Here is a 20638-nt window from a genome sequence, read left to right on the forward strand (position 1 = left end):
ACGGTAAAACATTAATTAAAAAAAACGGCTAGAACCTATGCTCTAGCCGTTTTTTAAATTAAAATATAGAACTTACTTTATAATTATGGATTATAAGTTAGTGACAAGAAATAGGTTTGTCCTATGTTCCCTGCTCCGATAACTTGAATATATTCCTCTCCAAATAAATTATTTGCAGAAGCTTTTACCATAGATTTAATCGCAGGTATGCGGTAGCTAATTTGAGCATCAAAAACCACGCGTTCTGGAATCGTTCCGAAAGCAAACGGCGATACCCATTCGTACTCAGAATTCCATCTTAGATTCGTGTTAAATCCAAAATTGCTAAATAACTTTTCAGATCCAAAAGTTAATTTTGCAGCATGTTCTGGAGTATTAAATTCTGGAACGAAATCTGGATCAATCGTTTGGTCATAATCTAAAAGTTTTGTGTAATTGTAGGAACCGCTAACAAAGAATGTTTTAAAATCTCTTTCAACACCAAAACCTAAACCAATAGTTTCAATTGGTACTTCAGCATTAGTATACACTTGGTGCACTAAAAATTGTTGAGATAAAATGGCAGCTCCAATTCCACCATACTCAGGCGCTATAGAGGCATCCATAAAGTAAGGAGTAACAACCTTTTTTGTGTAAATAAAATCGGTGTATTTATTATAATAACCATTTAAATCGAAAGTAAATCTACCAATTCCAGCTCTATATCCAAGTTCGAAAGATTCTACTTTTTCTGCTTTTACAGCTTCTACCTTTTTAATTTCTAATAAATCAATAGCCGCTTGTGGATTAGATGAACTAAAGCTATTCGCAAATTTTTGCACAGATCCTACAGAGAAAGAACTATCATAAATATGATTACCTGTAATATCTACAGTTTGTAGGTCTGGCCCTAAAATAGGGTTACTAAAATTAATAACTTGCGAGTAGTTTTCTAAATTGTCTTTTGCTGAACCTACTAAAGCAATAAATCCATAATTGGCTCCATTATATAAATCACTAGACGTAGGGTTTCTAAAACCAGTTTGGAAAGAAGCTCTAAGGTTACGAGTTTTTCTTTTACCTAAAGCGTAGTTAACAGATAATCTTGGTGAAAAACTCCCCTCTAAATCTGTTAATTTATCATACCTAACCGATCCCGTTAATTTTAAACGATCATCTAACAATTTCTTTTGTAGTTGTCCATAAACACCATATACGTCGTAATCAATTTTTCCGTTAGCATCGTTAAACACAGTTCCTTTAGAGTTTAAGCCATACTTTTTAAAAGTTCCTCCTAATTGAAATTCTGCAAATTTTATAATATCCTGGAAATTGTAGTTAATATCACTTTGCAATGTGTATGAATTATCTTGAAATCTCGAACCATTGGTTAAATCATTACTTGTAGTAACGGTATTAAAAGCATTGTTAAAAGCAGCGGTACCTGGGTCGAAACGTGGCTGACCGCCAATAGAATTAGGTAAATTACCATTGTAACCTTCTACAGTACTATAATCGGCAAACTCACGAGCCATTGTCAACAACGTGTTATTGTCAAAAGTTGGATTATCATTTCTAAACGTCGCTAAAGCATTATCGTAGTCTGTAAACCATTCATTATTATTTTTAGCACTTTTGCTCACGTTAATTGCGGTTCTTACCATATCGTAAGAATCTCCAGCATCATCAACCGTATAATAAGCTCTAAAAGTTAAATTACTTGATGTATAAGACAATCCTGTTTGTAATACTAAGAAGTTTTTAAGGGTTGCACGGGTGTTAGTACCACTAAAGTTTGTAGTACCATAAGAGATTTTTTGTTGTATTTTGATTTCAGAATCTAGGGTAGGTTTGATATGAAAAGACAAGTCTCCATTGAAGTTCTCAATCTTACCGTCATTTAAATCGGCGTCATTATACCCTGTTCTACTAACAGGTCCACCGGCAGCAGCACTATTACCTGTTATTTCATCACCGTATATATTTACAGCATCGAAATATTGAACTGGAGGCAAGCCTATGTCAACTATATTCTTACTATTCTGGTCATTGGCAATCCAATCAGAACCTTCAATGTAGCTAATATTCAATTTTAAGGCTACTTTATCGGTCATTTTATATGCCCATCGCAGTCCAAAATCATTAAAATCATTAACTCCAGCTGCCTCTTGGCTAGTGTATCCATGCGTATAGTATACAGATATTCCTGGTTTTTCAAACGGACTTTTACTATTGATAAACATAATACCGTTGAAGGCATTTGCTCCATATAAGGCCGATGATGCTCCTGGTAAAATTTCGATATTATCCACATCCAATTGATTTACCCCTAAGGAGTTTCCTATAGAAGCATTAAATACAGGAATTGTAAATTCTGCACCGTCTGCAATTTGTAAAAATCGTGTGTTAGTACCTTGGGCAAATCCACGTGTGTTAATGGTTTTACTTACTAAGTTATTACTATTAAGTTGTACTTCCTTAACATTTACAAGTTCATCATAAAAGTTAGGGCTTGTTCCATTGATAATAGATTTTTCAGAAAAAGTTTCGATCGTTACCGGAGTTTCAATCTTTTTTTCTGTAGATCTAGAAGCCGCTACTACGACTTGAGTTAAATCGGTAATTTTCTCCTTATTCATTTGCACAAGCAAATTGATTCCGTTTGCTGGTTCGAATAAGGTTTTCGTTAATGTAATATATTCAATATAACTAAAAGTTACATCAACAGGGTAGCTGCCTTGATATGGAATATTAAATTCCCCAGTAAAATCTGATGAAGCTTCTATGCTGTTGTTAATTTTAATTTCTACACCAATTAATGGTGTACCGTCATCCCCTATAATTTTTCCTTTGATGTAATTTTGAGAGAAGGTTGAGAGACTAACTAGTAGTAGTAATATAGTTGTTAATTTGATTTTCATGATAATTGCTTGTTGATTAATAGGTTTCTTTGTTTAAGGTCCAATCAAAGCTAGAATAGGTTAATTTGGTTTGTTCTGTAATTTGTTTGTTTTCTAAATAGTTGTTAATAAAGATTATAAGGTTTTTAAATTCTGAAGCATGCCATTTGAAAATTGGAGAAATGATAGCCTCGTTAGTAGTGTTTGAGAAATAGTTTTTACTAGTATCGTTCACAAAAGCTTTAACAGCAGTTTCTAATTGCAATTCTAAATTTTCGGCTGTATATGGCTCTCTGTTTAGTGAAGGAGCAGACACACAAGTATTATTTAACGTAAAATAAATTCTAGGATCCTCTAAGCCTTTCATGATGGTGTTTTCAATATAATCTAGTGATACCTTTTTACCTTCAACACTAATAAAATCGACTTGGAAAGGCTTGTCAATATATTTAATAGACTTCAATGGGTAGTAGCTAGACACTAACTTTAGCACATTGATGTTGTATACGTTAATCCAATAGGCTTTTACTTCATTACTCGACCAAGTACTGGTTGGTGAAATTTTGGAAAGCCCCATTACAATGTCATCAAGTGATTCCTTATTTCTAACTAACTTGTCATAGTTTACAAAACCTTCTTCCGACACGTGTTTTTTCAGAAAGGTCTTTAAATCTGAATTATCTATCGTCTGGGAATACCCCCAACACGTACAGATAAGAAATAAGATACTGGTTAATTTAATTTTAAAGTTCATAATTTTTGATTTGGTTTTTGCTATATAATTTCTAATTTTAAGATTTATTAAACACGTATTATCGCAGTGTGCTATAGGATTTTTCACTACAAAAAATACTGGGCGAAAATATCTATTCTATGCACGCATAACAATTAGAAAGTCATTTCTACGAAATATTTATTTTAACACTATTTAAATTATCAAGTAGAAAAAATGAAGTACAGATAAATAGGAGTAATTCACAAAAACCCTACTTTCTTTAGTCTTTCATAAAACCTAGCAAACCCTTAACATGCATAAGGTTGCTGTAATTTCATACATTTAAAATATAAAAAAGATAGCTTAAGCGCATTATCCACTGTTATACTTAAACGTTATTATTTTTAAAGGAGATTTTTGAAGTAATAATGACGTACGCAAAACTTATTTTACTAGCTAAATCATATCTAATTGTGACATTATATGGATGTAACTCTTTGAAAGGATTAACTCTATTGGTACCTCATTCGTGGGGATATTATTTAAACATTAACCAGCATGCGAAGAGTGCCTAAAACCATAAAAAATAAAGAATAAGACAATCCCATTTATTAACTAAAAAATCCCCCGAAGGGGATTCAAATACATTTTAGGATCATTTATAAATACTACGCTTCCGCGGAAAGCACTTAGATATTCTGTTTTTTTAAACCATTTCTGCTTTCTTTTCCTTGCGTTCATAGTATCTTAAACCATGCTCTAATTGTCTTGGGGAACTAAAATTTGAAACTCTTTTTAAGTAACCTATAACACGAGTACCATAATCTATGTTTTGTGAGGCACATTTAGGGCATTTCTGAAGGGTTTGCTTATCGATATGTTGGCAATCATTACAAATGGTAATTTTTATATTGAAACAAAAATAATTACACCCTGCAGCAGCGGTGGTTTCTAAAAGTTTTAAAAATCCAGCTTTATTAGGTGTTTCTTCTAAATTTAAATGTAATGCCGATCCGCCATCCAAATATTGAATAATCTCTTCACCGTGTAAAATAATTTTGTCTAGGTGATTTATTTGCTGGCTTTCCACAGGATAAAAATAAGAGTTATAACAGGCTCTAGGCACAAACAAGCCGTCTTCTGCATCCCATTTAGCATTCTTAACCCCTAAATTTTCTGCTGGAACAAACTCGGTATTAAACATGTAACCATATTTCTCTTTCGCTTCTTTATTGGCGTCAAAAATGGTTTTCAATTGTTTTTTTACGAAGTCTTTATATGTTGTACTGTTTTCGGCTTTTATACCTATAAATTCGGCCGCTTCTACCATGCCATTAATTCCTATGGTTAAAAACTGTTTATCCAATGATATATAACCAGCATCATATACAGGAAGCATTCCTGCTTGCAAATAATCTTCTACAATACTTCTATAAGCCACCTGATATTTTTGAATTTTGACAACCTCTTCCTTAAGATCTCTTCTTTGTTGAATAAGGCGATTCATATTTAGAGTGATCACATTTATAGACCCCGTTGAAACTCCTCCAGCACCAAGTGAATAACTAAAGGTGTTATCGCTAATCTCATTTCTTAACCTACAGCAAGAAGCTAAACTATCGGCGCGCTCCGACTGATACACAAAAAAAGAGTTGCCTTCACTTAACTCGGTGGCACACATGTTTGCAAAATCACGATCTACGGGTTTACCTTCAGCTACAAGCATGGCCGCGGTAACCACAGGAAAGGTAATTACAGCCTTTTCACGTTCCTTATTAAACCATGACATAAAGTAGCTTTGTAGTTTTTTTAAATCATTCCATCTCGCTGGTGTTAAATCTGGAAAAACAAAATCACTAAACATACTATTAAAATAAAGCTCATCGTAGATAGAAATATTCCAAAAAACCGATTGATACCCACGAGCAGCTGCAGGTTGGTTGATAGCATAAACCACATGTTGCATATGATTTTCTATCGTTTTTGTATTGGTTTCTAAATAATTGGCCCCATAATCCTTTTTAGCAAAATAATCAAAATACAATAAAAATTCTACCGTTGCTAAAGCTCCAGCAAACTGAGAACTTACCGCAAACACCAAATTAACAAACTCGCCGCAGAAGCTTTCTAAATGCATAGGCGCTTTACTTTCACCGCCCAATTTAGTCATGCCATCTAACAAAAATGGATACATACTTATGGAGGCACAATACGGCTTTAATGAGGTTTCATCATGAACATAAATCTCATGATTTTCAATTTGTCGTACGTATTCATTGGCTAAGTCTTCATCAAAAAGCGTGGCAATTTTATTTTTAACCAATTGTCTATTTACCTGAATATTCACATCTTTATTGAGCTCAAACTCCATAGTCGCTATGTTTTTGGAAGCCACATTGGCATTGGCATCCATAGTAGATCCATCGGCAGCATTATTGGCATTGATGTAATTGGAAATGAATTGAATTTTTTGTTCAATTTGTCTTGGGGTTAATCTGATCATAGGTTTTGGGGATTTATAAATAAATGATTTAATACCTTATTGGATTGTACTTCAATAAACTTCTGATTGGTTTTTTTACTATCAAGCCCTCCCAATTCCGGAATCCACTTACCTGTTTTTAACCAAGTTAACTCATCTAAAATGTGTTTTGGAACGGTGGTTTCCCCAGTATACAAGCAGGTTTTATAACCTTGCTTTTGGGCGATATTTAAATATTTCGAAAGCTTTTGGGCATGCCACTCCCCGCCCATAAACAACACGCAAGACGCAAGGCCTTTGTATCTGTTTAAGATATCCAAATAGATATTTTGTGTTAGCTTTTCTCCATTCTTTTCCTTCCAAAGGAAAGGTGAGTGACAGCCTTGACACTTTAATTGACAACCGCAAATACTAAAACAAATACTTATTTGTCCTGGTACTTCTTGCAACGCTATTTGCATATTATAATAATACATATAACAGGGTAATACCGATAAAACGAGTTTATCGAAACATTAAAAAAACGATTAAATTGCAATAGGTATCCTTTATGAGGATGGTTTAATGCCAGTAACTTTTTTCCCGAAAGTTGAGCATATTATGAAAGCGGCAGGTCTTCTGACTTACTCTGGTAGTTACGTCTTCCCATTTGAATTTTCAAATAGTGACTAAAGAATGTAACACCATTTTTTAAGAGTTTACAGCTGCGGGAACAGTTATGGATTTTCACCATATTCCCTTTTAATCCAAAACAGTGTACAGACTGTTTTTAGAACCAAATTCATAGTTTAAAAGTAGTAAAAAAGGACGCTGATTAGATTAATTCAAAAATTGATTTTTCAACAAGATATTAACCGCTATAGCGCTTGAAATAAAACTAAAGTAAGTCCTATAACCACAACGGGCAAAAACCACAACACCCAAATATTATAATCTAGCTTTTTGTTTTTAAGCATTTTAACATTGCGTATTTTTCGTTTTCTACCGCCGTACTGCATCCAATTTTTAAAATAAATGAAGATAACAACCAACACGAATAATATCCATGCTTTTGATGACGACATAGTTTGCACATTCATTTGCCTAAAAAATCCCGCAAAGAAAACGCCTAGAAGCAGTAACAAACTACATTGCAAAAATGACACGTAAAAGGTAGCAATCTCGTTGGCTTTCTTACTTTTTTTAGCTTTGTAGTATTGAAAAAAATGAAAGAATAATTTATCGAATGTGGTCATGTATATTTTTAAAAGTCCTCAAAGTTAAAAACTATTCGATATAATCAATACGAATATCGTCTAATTCGTAAACCCCATCGAAAGATTCTTGTCCGCCACCCGTATATTTAAAAGCGATATGCATTACGCCTGTGGCACAAGACAAATCGACCACACCAGAATTAAACCACGGCACAAACGAATTGGAATCTTTTACCACGTAAGCAGCCGATAACACAGCCCAAGTGGCTTGTAACACACCTGCTTCGGTACCGTCCCAATCCTGACTGCAAAGTACTTCCATAAAACTACTATCTGCCAAACTGTTTGAAGTTTTAAAACGTAAAGTTTCACCTTCTTGGTCATCTAAATTTATGGGCGGTGTAATGAGCCAACCAATATTACTCGTATCACCAGAACTAGCACTTTGGAACCTTGCTGAACGCCCTAACGAAGCATTTGATGAAGTTGACGAATAAGCTTCCCAGGCTTGAGTACCTGCTTCAATATAATTGGTCCACCCCGTGATTTCTATAGGCTTATTGTTTTTCTGTGCCTCAAAATCTTCGGTAAGTAAATTTCCAGATCCGAAAGATTCGGCAAGTCCGCAATGAAGTTCTAATGGGTCACAACGTTCGGAGTTACTTAAAAGGACATCAGCAGAACTGTTTACAACTAACACATTAAAATCATCGCCATAATCCCGACTATAAATACCAGAAACACTTCCTTTTCCTTGCGGAACAATTAGTGATTTAAAATCGGCATAGGTACTGGTTTGCATCATTACTGAAACACCAGAGTCGCAGGACTCCAAAACGCGAAAACCATCAAATTCATCATAAGCTTCACTGGAAAAACTTGCACCTAATTCGAAGCGATTCAACTGCATGTTTTCTAACTGAATGAAGGTGTTTTCATCTTTAGATGTTAAATCTTGTAATTGCAGCTGCTTAGGCTGTATCTCTGCAATTTCAGGACTTCTACTAATAATGGAAGAGATTTCCGAAGCCTGAATTTGCTCGACACGAACACCATCACCTTTTCCAATACATAGCACCCCACTGTTCTCACCTACGGTTAAACCGTTCATTTTTATATAAACTTTTTGTCCGAATTGAAAGGTTTCATACAAATTACTCTTATTTAAAAGCAGGCAAAACCCGAGTCTCGGATCGGCGTCGGGATTACTCCAATCGATTTTATTCTGAATGATGAGTTCTTCAAAAAAATTTCCTGATTTATCGGAAGAAACCACATACCCTTCAATAAACAAATCGGTTTCAGATTTTATAACGACAGTTGAATTTCCCCCGTTTACCGCTTGCTCATAAAGTGATTTTATCGCTTTAAAAGTCGTCTTGTTTTCAGAAGGTATTTGGGGTTCCTTAATTGAAGTTTCAGGAAGTTCGTAATCGTCTGTTTTTACACAGGATTGGAGCAAATCTATACACAATAAAAGCAGTAATACGAATCTAAGGCTGTTCATTATCTTCATGAAAAATTTGTATTAAAAACTAACATTTAGGTTTAAAAAATAGGTTGTCCCACGACCATACCAATATTTTGGTCCGAATACAGGAGTTTCTAGAGCTTTGTCATCTCGAAGCTCTCGATAGTTGGCATTTCTGCCTTGTTCAAAACCACCAGTTTTATAACTGGCATTAAGCAAATTATTAACGCTAGCAAATAAACCCACATAGTGCTTACCAATTTTCCATGATTTTCCACCAACTAAATTCACCACCATATAATCATCAAACCGCTCTTGTTTCAGCAGTTCCCTAGCAATATTTTCATCGTAATCATTAAATACTTGTCCGTCGTAATCGGTATTAAAATTGGAAGATCGAGTTAGTGGACTCACATCCAAAAACGTATTAGAGAAAAAATTTGCCGTAGCCCCGAACCACCAGTAATTGGGATCTCGATATTCGAAGCCAATGGAATACGCGTTTTGAGGTCCAGAGGCTAGTCGATAATTTTTAAGTTTTGTTTCTCCAAAATACTTCGCACCATCAACAAATCCGGCGGTTATAGCTTCAGCATCTGGTTCTGTTGTTAGTAATAGATTGGGGTTGTTAGCATACGTAAATTGCCCCAGTGAGACTACTCCTTTAAGTTTTAAGGTTGAAGTGACATGGGCTTCAATACCCAATTCGGCTCCAAGATGTTTCTTTTCGATATCTTGTAAAATCTCCTGAACAAAAACGGCATGATCCCCGCCAACGCCATCAGCAAAATAAAAAGCAATATCGTTAGCACGACCTATTTTTGTAAAATACCCCGTTAATTTAGCCTTAACTATCGAAGAACGAAAATGATAACTAACATCAACCGACCGGATGTTTTCAGTTGAAATTTGAGGTACGGTATTATGATTTTCTCTGGCATTTGAAAAGGTATTCTGAAGGCTTGGAGCTCGTGTTAAAACTCCTAAATTGCCATCAAAAAGATGTTTCCCCGAAAATTTATATGTGAATCCGCCTTTAAAACCAAATCCTGTAAAATTCATTTTTTTTCCTTTGCCTAAAGAGGTATCTGGAAATCCGCCATTTTGATACAAGCCTTCACGTTGGTATTGGGTTTGACTGAACTGTCCTGACAAATAAAAATCGATTTTGTTATACCTAAACTGCGCTTGAGTAAAAGCGCTTAAGGCTTTAGAAAAAAGGCGATAATGGTATTTAAATTTGTCTCCCTCTGTTACGAGACGGTTTGGGTGCTGTAAATCATTTTGCGCATCATGACTATTGGAAGCAAAAGCATCGACATCTAAATAATACGAAGCACCTAAAAGATCCAGTACATTAGCAAAATTTTCAGAATTCAACCTGTTATAATTAACCGCCGCATTAAGGGTTACATTATTATTTATAGCCGTATTTAAAATTGAATTTATGGTGAGCTGTGTATCATCTACACGGTCTTCGTACAAAGCATAAATCGCATGACCTCCTTGTGTGGCATGGGATATATTAGCCTCATACATATCGCTCCAATGTATTTGCCCATCATTTTGAAACGCTTTTAAGGCTTGATAGGCATACTCTAAATGGTCGGGATCATTCCGCTCAAAGTAACTTGGGAGTTTTTGGTAGTAGGTCGGACTCGGATTAGAACCTCCGCCTTGTGGCATGCCGTCGATTAAATCGGTGCCATTGTAATCCAATCGACTATTACCCATATGTCCAAACTGAAAAGCTATATTGGTATTAAGCGTAGTTTTAGAACTTAGATTCCAATAATGATTAAGCATGAGTATGGGTTCGTTAACCTCTTTTAGTCTCGAATTGCGTTTTTCGCCATCTTGCCAACCCCAATACTCATTGTATTTTGTGCCTTTTATGTCGTAAACTTCCTGGGTGTTTGGTGATGATTTTCCACGTATATTAGGCGCGTAAATAGCTGTAAAATTTAAACTTTGGTTTCCGATAAATTGCTTTTCTACACTAGCAAAAAAGGAATTAGCACTATATAAAGTAGCATCCTGATACCCTTCCGAACCCCATCGTCTACCTAAAGACACGGTGTAAGCCCAATTATTTTTTAACAAGCCCGAAGCATACTTCGCCATAATGCGGTGTGCATAACTTCGATTAGATGACGAGTAAGTTAACCGGCCACCAGAACGTGCTTCCGAAGGGCGTACATTAATATTGGTGCTCCCTAAAACACCACCAAAACTAGAACTGGAAGGCGCAAGACCAAAGGCTAATTCTTGATTGCGAAGCACATCATTTAATCCGCCCCAATTACTCCAATAGGGTCGGCCATTAAAACTTTTGTTCATCGCTACCCCATTTATAAGCACATTGCTGTGGTTAGAGTCTAAGCCGCGAGGTCTAAAAAACGACGCACTAAATTCAAAAGCTGCAGTACGTTGAAAAACATCTAATGAAGCGGCAAGTAATCCTGAAATATTATCGGATGCGAGTGTGTCGTCGTGAAGTTCATCATCAGTCAAACTAATGGTAAACAAATCATTGTTTGGTGACAAATCCCGACTCAAAACCATATCGTTAATATTAATCGTTTTACCTTCGTAAACCACAATAGGGTAACGTTTTTGGCTGTAACCCTGTTTTGAAACCACAAGAATTTGTTCACCTAACGGAATAGGACCTTCAAGAGCAAATACGCCCAAATTATTTGTTTGCGCACTAAGTGAAGTACCTTCCAAGTGAATATTAACGCTTTCAATCGGCTGAAGGGTTTCAGCGCTTTTAACACTACCCATAATAAGCGTTTCCTGTGCACAAATAACACATGAAATACTTAGAAAAAAGATTAGGAACAGGGGCTGTTTCACATAAAATAATTGAAAGCCAAAAATATAAAATTATATGAAATGAAAATAAAATCTTACAATTATTGTTGTAATATCTTATTTTTGAATGTCAAATTATAATCATGTCATTATTAAAATTATTTACCTGCGCCCTCACTTTTTTACTTGTGACTAACCTAAATGCACAGCAAAAAAAGTTTAAAATTCACACCATTGCCTTCTATAATCTCGAAAACTATTTTGATACGATTAACGATCCCAATACGCTCGATGATTACAGTCCTATTATGGAACTCAAAACACATCGCCGTGAAGCCTATAAACAAAAAACAAAGAATATGGCTCGGGTTATAGCAGATATAGGCAGGGATTTCACCAACAATTCTCCGACGCTTATTGGGGTTTGTGAAATAGAAAATGAGCGTGTTTTAGAAGATTTGGTTTCAGAGCCTTATTTAAAATCTAAGTCCTACAAATTTATTCATTTTGATTCGCCCGATGCCAGAGGTATTGATGTCGCTTTATTATATCAATCTGAAGTATTCACCCTTATACACCAAAGTTCTCATGTTCTAAAAATTTACGACGAAACGAACGGAAAACGCGTTTTTACTAGAAATCAACTTCTAGTAAGTGGCAAGCTTGAAAATGAATGGATACATGTTATTGTAAACCACTGGCCGTCACGACGTGGTGGAGAAGCTAAAAGTAACTACAAACGGGTAGCCGCAGCAAAATTGAATAAACGTATTATCGATTCCCTCCAAATTACCGATCCGTATGCAAAAATTATCATTATGGGTGACTTAAACGATAACCCGAATAACCAAAGTGTCAAAAAAACACTTAAAGCCAAAACAGATAGAAATCAAGTTGGGTTGAAAGGTATATACAATCCGTTTGCCAAATTTTATAAAGAAGGTTTTGGGACTACAGCCTATCGTGATGCCTGGAGTTTATTCGACCAAATAATGATAACCAAACCCTTACTTAATAAAAACAACAACGGTTTCACGTATTACAAAGCCGGTATATACAATAAAAACGAGGTCATACAACAAACAGGTTCCTATAAAGGTTATCCTTTTAGAAGTTGGGGCTACAGCGGATTTACAAATGGTTTTAGCGACCATTTTCCGGTGTATCTCTATTTAATTAAGGAAGCAGATTGAGCTTAACTCAACCAAGTACCCCAAGGAATTCTAGATAGCAATAACACTAAAGCTAAAGAATAAAAAACAGCTATGGTTTTAAGTTTGGCCTTTGAAGTAAGTTTTCTTTTGTGTTTAGAATAACCAATAGTAATCAAAGCAATGGCAATAATATTAACAAATGGATGCTCCACAAGATATAGTCTCGCTAATGAATTACTCATCACCTTACCACCTAATTCGCTCCATAACTCGAAACGTGGTGATACAAAATACAACACTAAACCAATTAGTAACTGTATATGGGATACAATTAAAGAGAATAAACCTCTTCTAAAATCATTGTTTTCATATTCCTTATCGCCCATCGTTTTAACAATGGCCGTAACCGCAGTAATGGTTATAACAATAAGCACTAAATAAGCCCAATAAGAGTGAAGTGACAATATAATCTCGTACATAGTTGGTTATGTTTTATTTTTAAAAACCAAAGATAATAATTATGGGCATAAAAAAAACGCTTCAATTGAAGCGTTTTTTTATGTTCATCAAACAATTTGATTAGAAATTGAAACGTACACTAAAGTTCCAAGTTCTGCCGTATCCAAAACGACCCGTATTGCCTGTGTTAATTCCTTTGTAGTTTTCATCTGGGTTTGAAGAAGCCCCTAAGTTTCCAGAAACAGACTCTAAATAAACCTCATCGAAAAGGTTATCAAGGTTAAAACGGAATTGTAAAGACTTGTTATCAGACCCTACCATCACTTTGTATGATAAACCAGCATCCATAGTATTGTAAGAAGGCATAGAAAGCGGCGCTTCATCTAATGCACCTACAGAAAACATGTCATTATACCAGTTCCAAGCAGCATCAACACTAAATCTTGGGCAAATCATATAACTTCCATTAATACCTCCAGTTACTTGTGCTGCACCACCAACACTAAATCCGTCGATAACAATTTCTTCATCACCACCTATTTGGTTTCCATCGTTATCAAAAGTTCTTTGATTCGCATTGTCTTTAAATTGCCATTCACCTAAAGAAAGGAATCCATTAAGCGTTAAATTATCAAGTGGACGTGTCATCACTTCAAGCTCAATTCCGTAGTGCACTTGTTTTACACCCATAGTTTGGTAGCTAATGTAATCATCACCATTCTCACCATTATTACGGTATTTTGTTACATTATCCCAAGTTGTGTGATAAGCGTTTAAATTAGCCGAAATTGCTCTACCTCCATGAAATTGATATCCTGCTTCGAAACCAGTAATTTCTTCGTTTTCTGCCTCTGGTTGTAATAAAGCATTACCTGTTCTGTTGTTTTGATATAGTGTATCGTGGAATGGCTGACGAGAGTAATATCCTGTATTAAAAAATACACGGTGTGCATCACTTAGCTCGTAAGCTAAACCACCCTTTACGTTAAATCCAAGATTGTTTACCTTATCACTCTTTTCTCCTTCACCCGGTGTTGAAGTAAATAAATACTCGGTACGCACGTGTGACTGGTTAGAAAATGCACCTTGGAAAAAAGCAGAGAAACTATCATTAGCATATTCCAATTGACCAAATATACCACCGTAATTGATTTGCTCTTCGTAATCATATCCAAAACGTTGTAAGTGATCGGTGTTAGGTTTAAAAAACACTTCCCACGGATTAATACCTCCAGCTTCCGTTAAGTAATAATCTTGGTTGTTGTTATAAGCTGAATTAGCTTGAACAGAATCTACAGTAATAAACTCGCGAACATCTCTAAAGTGAATACCATTATATAAACGGATATCGGCTCCAACATTAAAGTTTAAGTTCTCTGTCAATTGGTTGTTATAGTTAGACACTAACCCATACCAGTTGTGGTTATTGTTAGATCCTCTAGCATAGTCCACCGAACCAATAGACTGTGCAAAACTACCACGTCCCATAGAACCATATAGCACTGTAGAAAGTGATGATTTATCATTAATAGTGAAATCCCAACTTAAGTTAGCTACAGGTTTGTGATAAATATTTCTACCTCCAGGGTATTTTCCACTAGATAAAGTATTAGGACTATCTACACCGTCAAAAGTCCAAGAGTTATACTTTCTACCATTATCTAAAAATGATTGGATATCGCCACTTCCTGCCACAGCATGCCATTGAGGTGCTCCTGTAAGTAAAAAGTTAAATGTATGGTGATCGTTTGGAGTGTATCCAACAGAAAAGAAATACGTTTGACCTTGTCCATCGGTATCATCTACATAACCATCACCTTGCCAGTACCCTAACAAAGAGGCAAAAGACCATCCTTTTTGGTTAACTCCTGTTGAATAATATGCTGTTGTTTTTGTAAAAAAATCGTTACCAAGCATTTGCTGAAGAAATCCACCTTCTTTTTGATCGATGGTTTTAGTAACAATGTTAACCGTACCACCAACTGAAGAAATAGCTAATTTAGAAGCTCCTAAACCACGTTGCACTTGTATCGCATTGGCTACGTCCATAACACCAGACCAGTTAGACCAGTACATCTTACCATCTTCCATACCGTTAATTGGTTGTCCGTTTAATAAGAATGCTGTATTGGTTTGATCAAAACCACGTAAAAACATTTGGCCGTCACCAAATCCACCAGCTTTAATGTTTTGAACTGAAGGTGTCGATTTTAAAACTTCTGGTAAATCCCAGTTTCCAGCTTTTTCTTGAATTTCTTTAGCTTTAATAGTTGACACGGCTACTGGTGTTTTTCTATCTTCAGCTAAATCAATAACGCCACCACCTACGATAACGATCTCGTCTAGGGTGTTATCTGGCATTAATTTAATTTCACCTAAATCTTGATCACCATTAAATTTAACTGTAATCGTACTATAACCAACATAAGAAATCACTAATTGTCCAGAAGACGCATTAGTTTGTAGTGTAAATGTGCCTTCAAAACTTGAAGAAGCGCCATTCGTTGTGCCTTTTTCAACTATATTGGCACCAGGAAGAGGGGAGTTTAATTCGCCATCAACAATAGTTCCTGTAACCGTACTCTGTGATGTCGCCACTGCAGAACATAACAGAACTGCCATTGCAAATAAAAATTGTGTAATTTTTTTCATGAATTAATTATTATGAATTAGTCGGGGCAAAAATACATAATATTTTAATACCTATATTAACTAAATATTAACACAATCAGCACGTTATACAAAAAAATAAGGCGCCAATTTTATAAAAAAGGCGCCTTATTATTATATGCTTGTTAATTTTTTAACTAAAACTTTTATAATAATCTAATAAATTCTGTGTAGAGGAGTCATGTTCGTGAGAATCTGCACTGTTAAATTCCTGTAAAATTTTACTAGCTAATTGCTTCCCTAATTCTACTCCAAATTGATCGTAACTAAAGATGTTCCAAATAATCCCTTGTACAAAAATTTTATGCTCATACATGGCAATTAATTTTCCTAAACTTTCTGGTGACAACTTCTCAACATAGATAGTATTTGTCGGTTTATTCCCTTGGAAAATTTTAAACGGAATAATAGCTTCTCCAGTACCCTCGGCAACCACCTCTGCTTCAGTCTTTCCGTTTAATAAAGCCTCTGTTTGGGCTAAAAAATTGGAAGTTAATTTATCTTGATGATCTTGGTTACCGTGTAAAGATTTTGCAAACCCGATAAAATCGGCAGGAATGAGTTTAGTACCTTGGTGAATAAGTTGAAAAAAGGCATGCTGCGAATTGGTCCCTGGCTCTCCCCAAATAATGGTTCCTGTTTGGTAGTTGATTGGATTTCCGTTTCTATCTACACTTTTACCATTACTTTCCATAATCCCTTGTTGTAAATAAGTCGCAAACTGATTTAAATACTGAGAATAAGGAATTACAGCTTCGCTTTCTACATTAAAAAAGTTATTATACCAAACACTTATTAAAGCCAATAGCACTGGAATATTAGAATCGAAATCTTCATTTCTAAAATGCTCATCCATTTTATGAGCACCACTAAGCAAACTATCAAAATGCTCATAGCCTATCGCTAAACTAATAGTTAAACCTACGGCGCTCCATAATGAAAAACGGCCTCCAACCCAATCCCACATTGGGAAAATGTTGTTAGGATCAATCCCAAAGGCTTGAACTTTTTCAATATTAGTTGATACAGCAACGAAGTGTTTTGCAATGTCCGATTCATCGGCATATTCTAAAAACCACTCTTTTAACGTATTGGCATTAGACAGAGTTTCCTGCGTGGTGAATGTTTTTGACACCACAACAAATAAAGTCGTTTCAGGATTTAGATTTTTAATCACTTCATTAACGTGATCGCCATCTACATTACTTACAAAATGTGTGGTTAAATGATTTTTGTAGAATTGCAAAGCATCTACAACCATGGCTGGTCCTAAATCTGAACCACCAATACCAATATTCACCACATCGGTAAATGCTTTTCCGGTGTATCCTTTTCTAACGCCGCCAACCACTTCGTTAGTAAAGGCTTTTATTTGATCTTTTACCTTATAGATTTCAGGCATGACATCCTCACCATCTACTTTAAAATTAGCTGTCTTTGGAGCACGTAAAGCGGTATGTAATACAGCTCTTCCTTCAGTTTGATTAATTATTTCTCCTGAAAACTGGCTAGCAATAGCATCTTTAAGCTTCACATCATCTGCGAGCTCTAATAAATATTTTAGGGTTTCTTCGGTTATTCTGTTTTTAGAAAAATCGACATAGAAATCATCCCATTTTACTGTAAATTTATTTGCACGATCTGCATCGGAAGCAAATAAATCTTTCATATGAATGTCTTTTACAGCTTCAAAATGTTCTTGAAGCTTTTTCCATGAAGGGGTGTTTAAAGGATTAATGCTTGGTAGTGTCATGTAGTTGTTTTTGGTTTATGAAATTAAGTGTTCATTTTGCCTAACGGTTTCACCTTTTGGCTCTTCGATAAGCTCAGGTTTAATCTCGAAAGGAATATCGTCTAGTTGTTCTTTTATCGGTTTAATAAACTCTAAATATTCTACTTTTAGCGAATCTGAAATAGATTGCGCTTGTGGTAGTTTTTGCTTAAACGGATCGACTTGTTTTCCATTTACCCAAAAGCGATAACACACATGAGGACCACCAGTATTCCCGGTCATTCCAACCCATCCAATAACATCACCCTGTTTCACATATTGCCCTACTTTAACTTTACGCTTACTCATGTGCAGGTACTGCGTTTCGTAAGTAGCGTTGTGTCTAATTTTCACATAATTCCCATTACCACCACGACGTTCCGATTTTGTAACGGTTCCATTAGCAGTTGCCATAATTGGGGTTCCTATAGGAGCTGCAAAATCGGTACCTTTATGAGGTCTTACTTTATAACCATAAACCGCAATTCGACGTTTTAAATTATACCGCGATGAAATACGACTAAACTGAACCGGTGCCTTTAAAAACGCACGACGTAAATTTTTGGCATCTTCATTAAAATAATCTACTATCCCCTTATCGGAATCTGTTTCAAATGCAAAGGCATAAAACGGTTCGCTGTTATGCTCAAAATAAGCTGCTTTAATGTTGTGAACTCCAGTATAAATAGTATCATCAATATATTTATCGGTATATATAACTTTAAATCGATCGCCCTTTTGGAGTCTTCTAAAATCAATAGTCCATGCGTAAATTTCATCAGCCAATTTAAAGGCTAATCTCGGACTTAAGCCTTGTTCTTCTAAGGTTTCTGAAATACTACTATTAATAACACCTGTAGCCGATTTTTCAATATAGCTTATTGGTTTTTGCTCGGTATATGCTTGAATGGAGTCTTTAAAATCTACCACCACATAATCTTCCAGATTAGGCTGATATATAAAGCATTCTGGTGTTTGCAATGAGTCTTTAGCACACAGAAGCGTATAAGGCTTCCCTAATTGTAAACTTGTAATATCAAAAGTATTTTTTACCGCTTCTACAATATTGTGAATGGTTGAATAGCCTATATGATTTCGACCAAGAATATGACCAAAACTATCACCACTTTTAATGGTATCACGTTTTACGACGTAATCGTTTAAATTATAACCGAATTCATGAATTTCTTTGACTTCCTCAACTACAGGGGGTTCTGCTTTTACAATAGGCGTCGATTTCTTGGGGTTATCTTTACAAGCTGAAAATAAAATGATTAATACTAAAAATGCTGTTACTTTATATTTGTTCCCCATGCTTCTTTTTCTGTCTTTGTCCATAATTCTGGAAAAAATATTCTTTTTTGATATTTTGGGTGCATATACTTCACCCATTCACTGCCACCTGTTGCTTCGGCAGTTTTTCCACCAATATTTAAATAGTGATTTGCGGTGTTGTAATGTGCCATCACCCACTTGATATTTACTGTATAATCATAGTGGCGCATGGCTTTCACCAATGCTTTGTTTTCTTGTGCAGCCTTAGGTAGCTGTTTAAACTTGCTCCACAAATTGTTGTTTTTATAAAACCGCGTAAAATTAATAAATTCAGATTTATACTTCTGTTCAAAAATTGTTAAAGTATAAGACTTTTTCCCTGTAACAAAATCTTTTCCAGCAGCTTGCCAATACAAATGCTCAAAAGCATGTTCGTAGGAGGTATTTCGATCTATGGTATCTCGAAAACGCTTATCAATGAGGTTTATAAGCTCGGTAGATGCAAATTCTATTTTTCTATACTGCGCACTTTGAAAACCACTTGCTGGTGTTAAGGTGGTTCTAAATGCATTGTATTGTTCCAAATCCATACCGTCTTTCATGATACTAAAAGACGACGTGAGCACATCAAAATAACGGCTCACCCTCATAATTTTATCGGTAAATAATTCTGCAGTTAAAGTTTCGGCTTCGGCCACTTGACTAATTTCACTAAGTACCATTTTAAACAGCAGTTCGGAAATTTGATGGTACATGATAAAAACCATTTCATCAGGAAAGTCTGTTCGTGGTTTTTGAAGACTTAACAAGGTATCGGTTTGTATGTAATCCCAATAATTAATTGGGCGGCTATGTAATAAACCTTCTAAATGCGTTTCGAGATCTTGATCTAGAGCATCGTATTTTTCTTTTAGTTTATCTGATAAATCTTTATTAGCCATACCTATTTTTTACTCGTTTTAAAAGGGTGTTTTAAACCATTAAAATCTTCTAAATCGGCTCTTAAAGACCCAACCGCTAAATCTGCCTGTATACGTAATGGTATTTTATTTTTATCTTTAGAAACCCAAAGCGTTAAGCTTTCCTCTTCCTTAAAAACACGCCCTGCCATTACATAAGGCCTAAATTTTAAAGCTCTAACGGGCCCAAAATCTGTAATAATGGTTTCTTCTCCCAAATATCGCAATTTAAACCCATAATTTTCATCATCAAAAAACATATCGACATGTACTTCATGACCAATTTTAATGCTTTTTGTATCTAAATTATTTCGAAGGTAATAAAACGTAGAAACCATGTCTTGAACATTAGGTTTGGTTTCAATAACCTTTTTGGTATCCTTCTTTTTATCATGTATATAAGCCTTATGTTTAACTTGATCAAAATCGATTACCAAATCCTTGGTATGCCCACCCTCATCAATGTCTCTAACAAACTTGTACGGTACTAAACTTTCCTTATCGAAATAACTCTCATAACGATCTTCTACAGCAAAAAACCATTTTATCATGCCTGTAGTCCAGCCTTTACCAACAACATGATAAACATTTTTACCTTTTACCTCCCCTTCTTTCACCGTTAAAGTGGCATTCCCTGCCTTTAACCAATTACTATAACTCATTTTAAATTTAAACCACTCACCAACTCCAAAAGCCGATTCTTCTTGTGCGATAGCAGTAGGCATAACACCTAAAACAAATAATATAAGTAGTGTTTTTTTCATCATACGTTGGGTCGTTTGTTATACAA

At 35.3% G+C, this 20638-nt stretch carries 14 protein-coding genes and 1 riboswitch; of the genes, 1 reads left to right on the plus strand and 13 read right to left on the minus strand.

Annotation, left to right across the window (positions count from 1 at the left end; all coding sequences use genetic code 11):
• Window positions 1-83: 83 nt before the first annotated feature.
• The 7 genes from A6I66_RS01300 to A6I66_RS01330 all read right to left on the minus strand — a co-directional run bounded on the left by A6I66_RS01300 (window position 84) and on the right by A6I66_RS01330 (window position 11530).
• Window positions 84-2900 (minus strand): TonB-dependent receptor domain-containing protein, encoded by a 2817-nt coding sequence (locus tag A6I66_RS01300; protein ID WP_084399376.1) that lies wholly within the window; start codon window positions 2898-2900, stop codon window positions 84-86.
• Window positions 2901-2916: 16 nt separating this feature from the next.
• Entirely contained in the window at window positions 2917-3633 is a 717-nt protein-coding gene (locus tag A6I66_RS01305) for a DUF547 domain-containing protein (protein ID WP_157614020.1), read from the minus strand.
• Window positions 3634-4300: 667 nt separating this feature from the next.
• Window positions 4301-6097, minus strand: a complete 1797-nt coding sequence (gene nrdD, locus A6I66_RS01310; protein WP_067144919.1) for an anaerobic ribonucleoside-triphosphate reductase — start codon at window positions 6095-6097, stop codon at window positions 4301-4303.
• A complete protein-coding gene (nrdG, locus tag A6I66_RS01315; RefSeq protein ID WP_067144920.1) occupies window positions 6094-6552 on the minus strand; it encodes an anaerobic ribonucleoside-triphosphate reductase activating protein in 459 nt (152 codons plus the stop codon). The genes nrdD and nrdG overlap by 4 nt, the downstream gene beginning before the upstream one ends.
• 115 nt (window positions 6553-6667) lie before the next feature.
• A riboswitch (cobalamin riboswitch) is annotated at window positions 6668-6871 on the minus strand.
• 62 nt (window positions 6872-6933) lie between these two features.
• Window positions 6934-7311, minus strand: a complete 378-nt coding sequence (locus tag A6I66_RS01320; protein ID WP_067144921.1) for a hypothetical protein — start codon at window positions 7309-7311, stop codon at window positions 6934-6936.
• A 31-nt stretch (window positions 7312-7342) separates the two neighbouring features.
• Window positions 7343-8779 carry a DUF5689 domain-containing protein gene (locus tag A6I66_RS01325; protein ID WP_157614022.1) on the minus strand — a complete coding sequence of 479 codons (1437 nt, stop codon included), beginning with the start codon at window positions 8777-8779 and terminating at the stop codon, window positions 7343-7345.
• Window positions 8780-8800: 21 nt separating this feature from the next.
• Entirely contained in the window at window positions 8801-11530 is a 2730-nt protein-coding gene (locus A6I66_RS01330) for a TonB-dependent receptor (protein WP_211267531.1), read from the minus strand.
• A gap of 173 nt (window positions 11531-11703) precedes the next feature.
• Here A6I66_RS01330 and A6I66_RS01335 point away from each other — a divergent pair, with 173 nt between their 5' ends.
• Window positions 11704-12753: an endonuclease/exonuclease/phosphatase family protein gene (locus tag A6I66_RS01335; RefSeq protein ID WP_067144924.1), complete on the plus strand. Its 1050-nt coding sequence runs from the start codon at window positions 11704-11706 to the stop codon at window positions 12751-12753.
• A gap of 2 nt (window positions 12754-12755) precedes the next feature.
• Here the strand turns inward: A6I66_RS01335 and A6I66_RS01340 are convergent, their stop codons facing one another.
• The 6 genes from A6I66_RS01340 to A6I66_RS01365 form a co-directional block, all read right to left on the minus strand.
• The gene (locus tag A6I66_RS01340) at window positions 12756-13193 is read right to left on the minus strand and encodes a hypothetical protein (RefSeq protein WP_067144925.1); all 438 of its coding nucleotides are present in this window, start codon (window positions 13191-13193) and stop codon (window positions 12756-12758) included.
• Window positions 13194-13293: 100 nt separating this feature from the next.
• On the minus strand, window positions 13294-15825 hold the full coding sequence (locus A6I66_RS01345) for a TonB-dependent receptor (protein WP_067144926.1): 2532 nt from the start codon (window positions 15823-15825) through the stop codon (window positions 13294-13296).
• A 151-nt stretch (window positions 15826-15976) separates the two neighbouring features.
• Window positions 15977-17596, minus strand: a complete 1620-nt coding sequence (gene pgi, locus A6I66_RS01350) for a glucose-6-phosphate isomerase (protein WP_067144927.1) — start codon at window positions 17594-17596, stop codon at window positions 15977-15979.
• Between the two features lie 15 nt (window positions 17597-17611).
• A complete protein-coding gene (locus A6I66_RS01355; protein ID WP_067144928.1) occupies window positions 17612-18928 on the minus strand; it encodes a peptidoglycan DD-metalloendopeptidase family protein in 1317 nt (438 codons plus the stop codon).
• A complete protein-coding gene (locus A6I66_RS01360; RefSeq protein ID WP_067144929.1) occupies window positions 18907-19830 on the minus strand; it encodes a tryptophan 2,3-dioxygenase family protein in 924 nt (307 codons plus the stop codon). Before A6I66_RS01360 ends, A6I66_RS01355 begins: the two co-directional genes overlap by 22 nt.
• Before the next feature lie 2 nt (window positions 19831-19832).
• Window positions 19833-20612 (minus strand): DUF3108 domain-containing protein, encoded by a 780-nt coding sequence (locus A6I66_RS01365; RefSeq protein WP_067144930.1) that lies wholly within the window; start codon window positions 20610-20612, stop codon window positions 19833-19835.
• Window positions 20613-20638: the final 26 nt, after the last annotated feature.

It is taken from the genome of Pseudotamlana agarivorans (assembly GCF_001642835.1).
GTDB lineage: Bacteria > Bacteroidota > Bacteroidia > Flavobacteriales > Flavobacteriaceae > Pseudotamlana > Pseudotamlana agarivorans.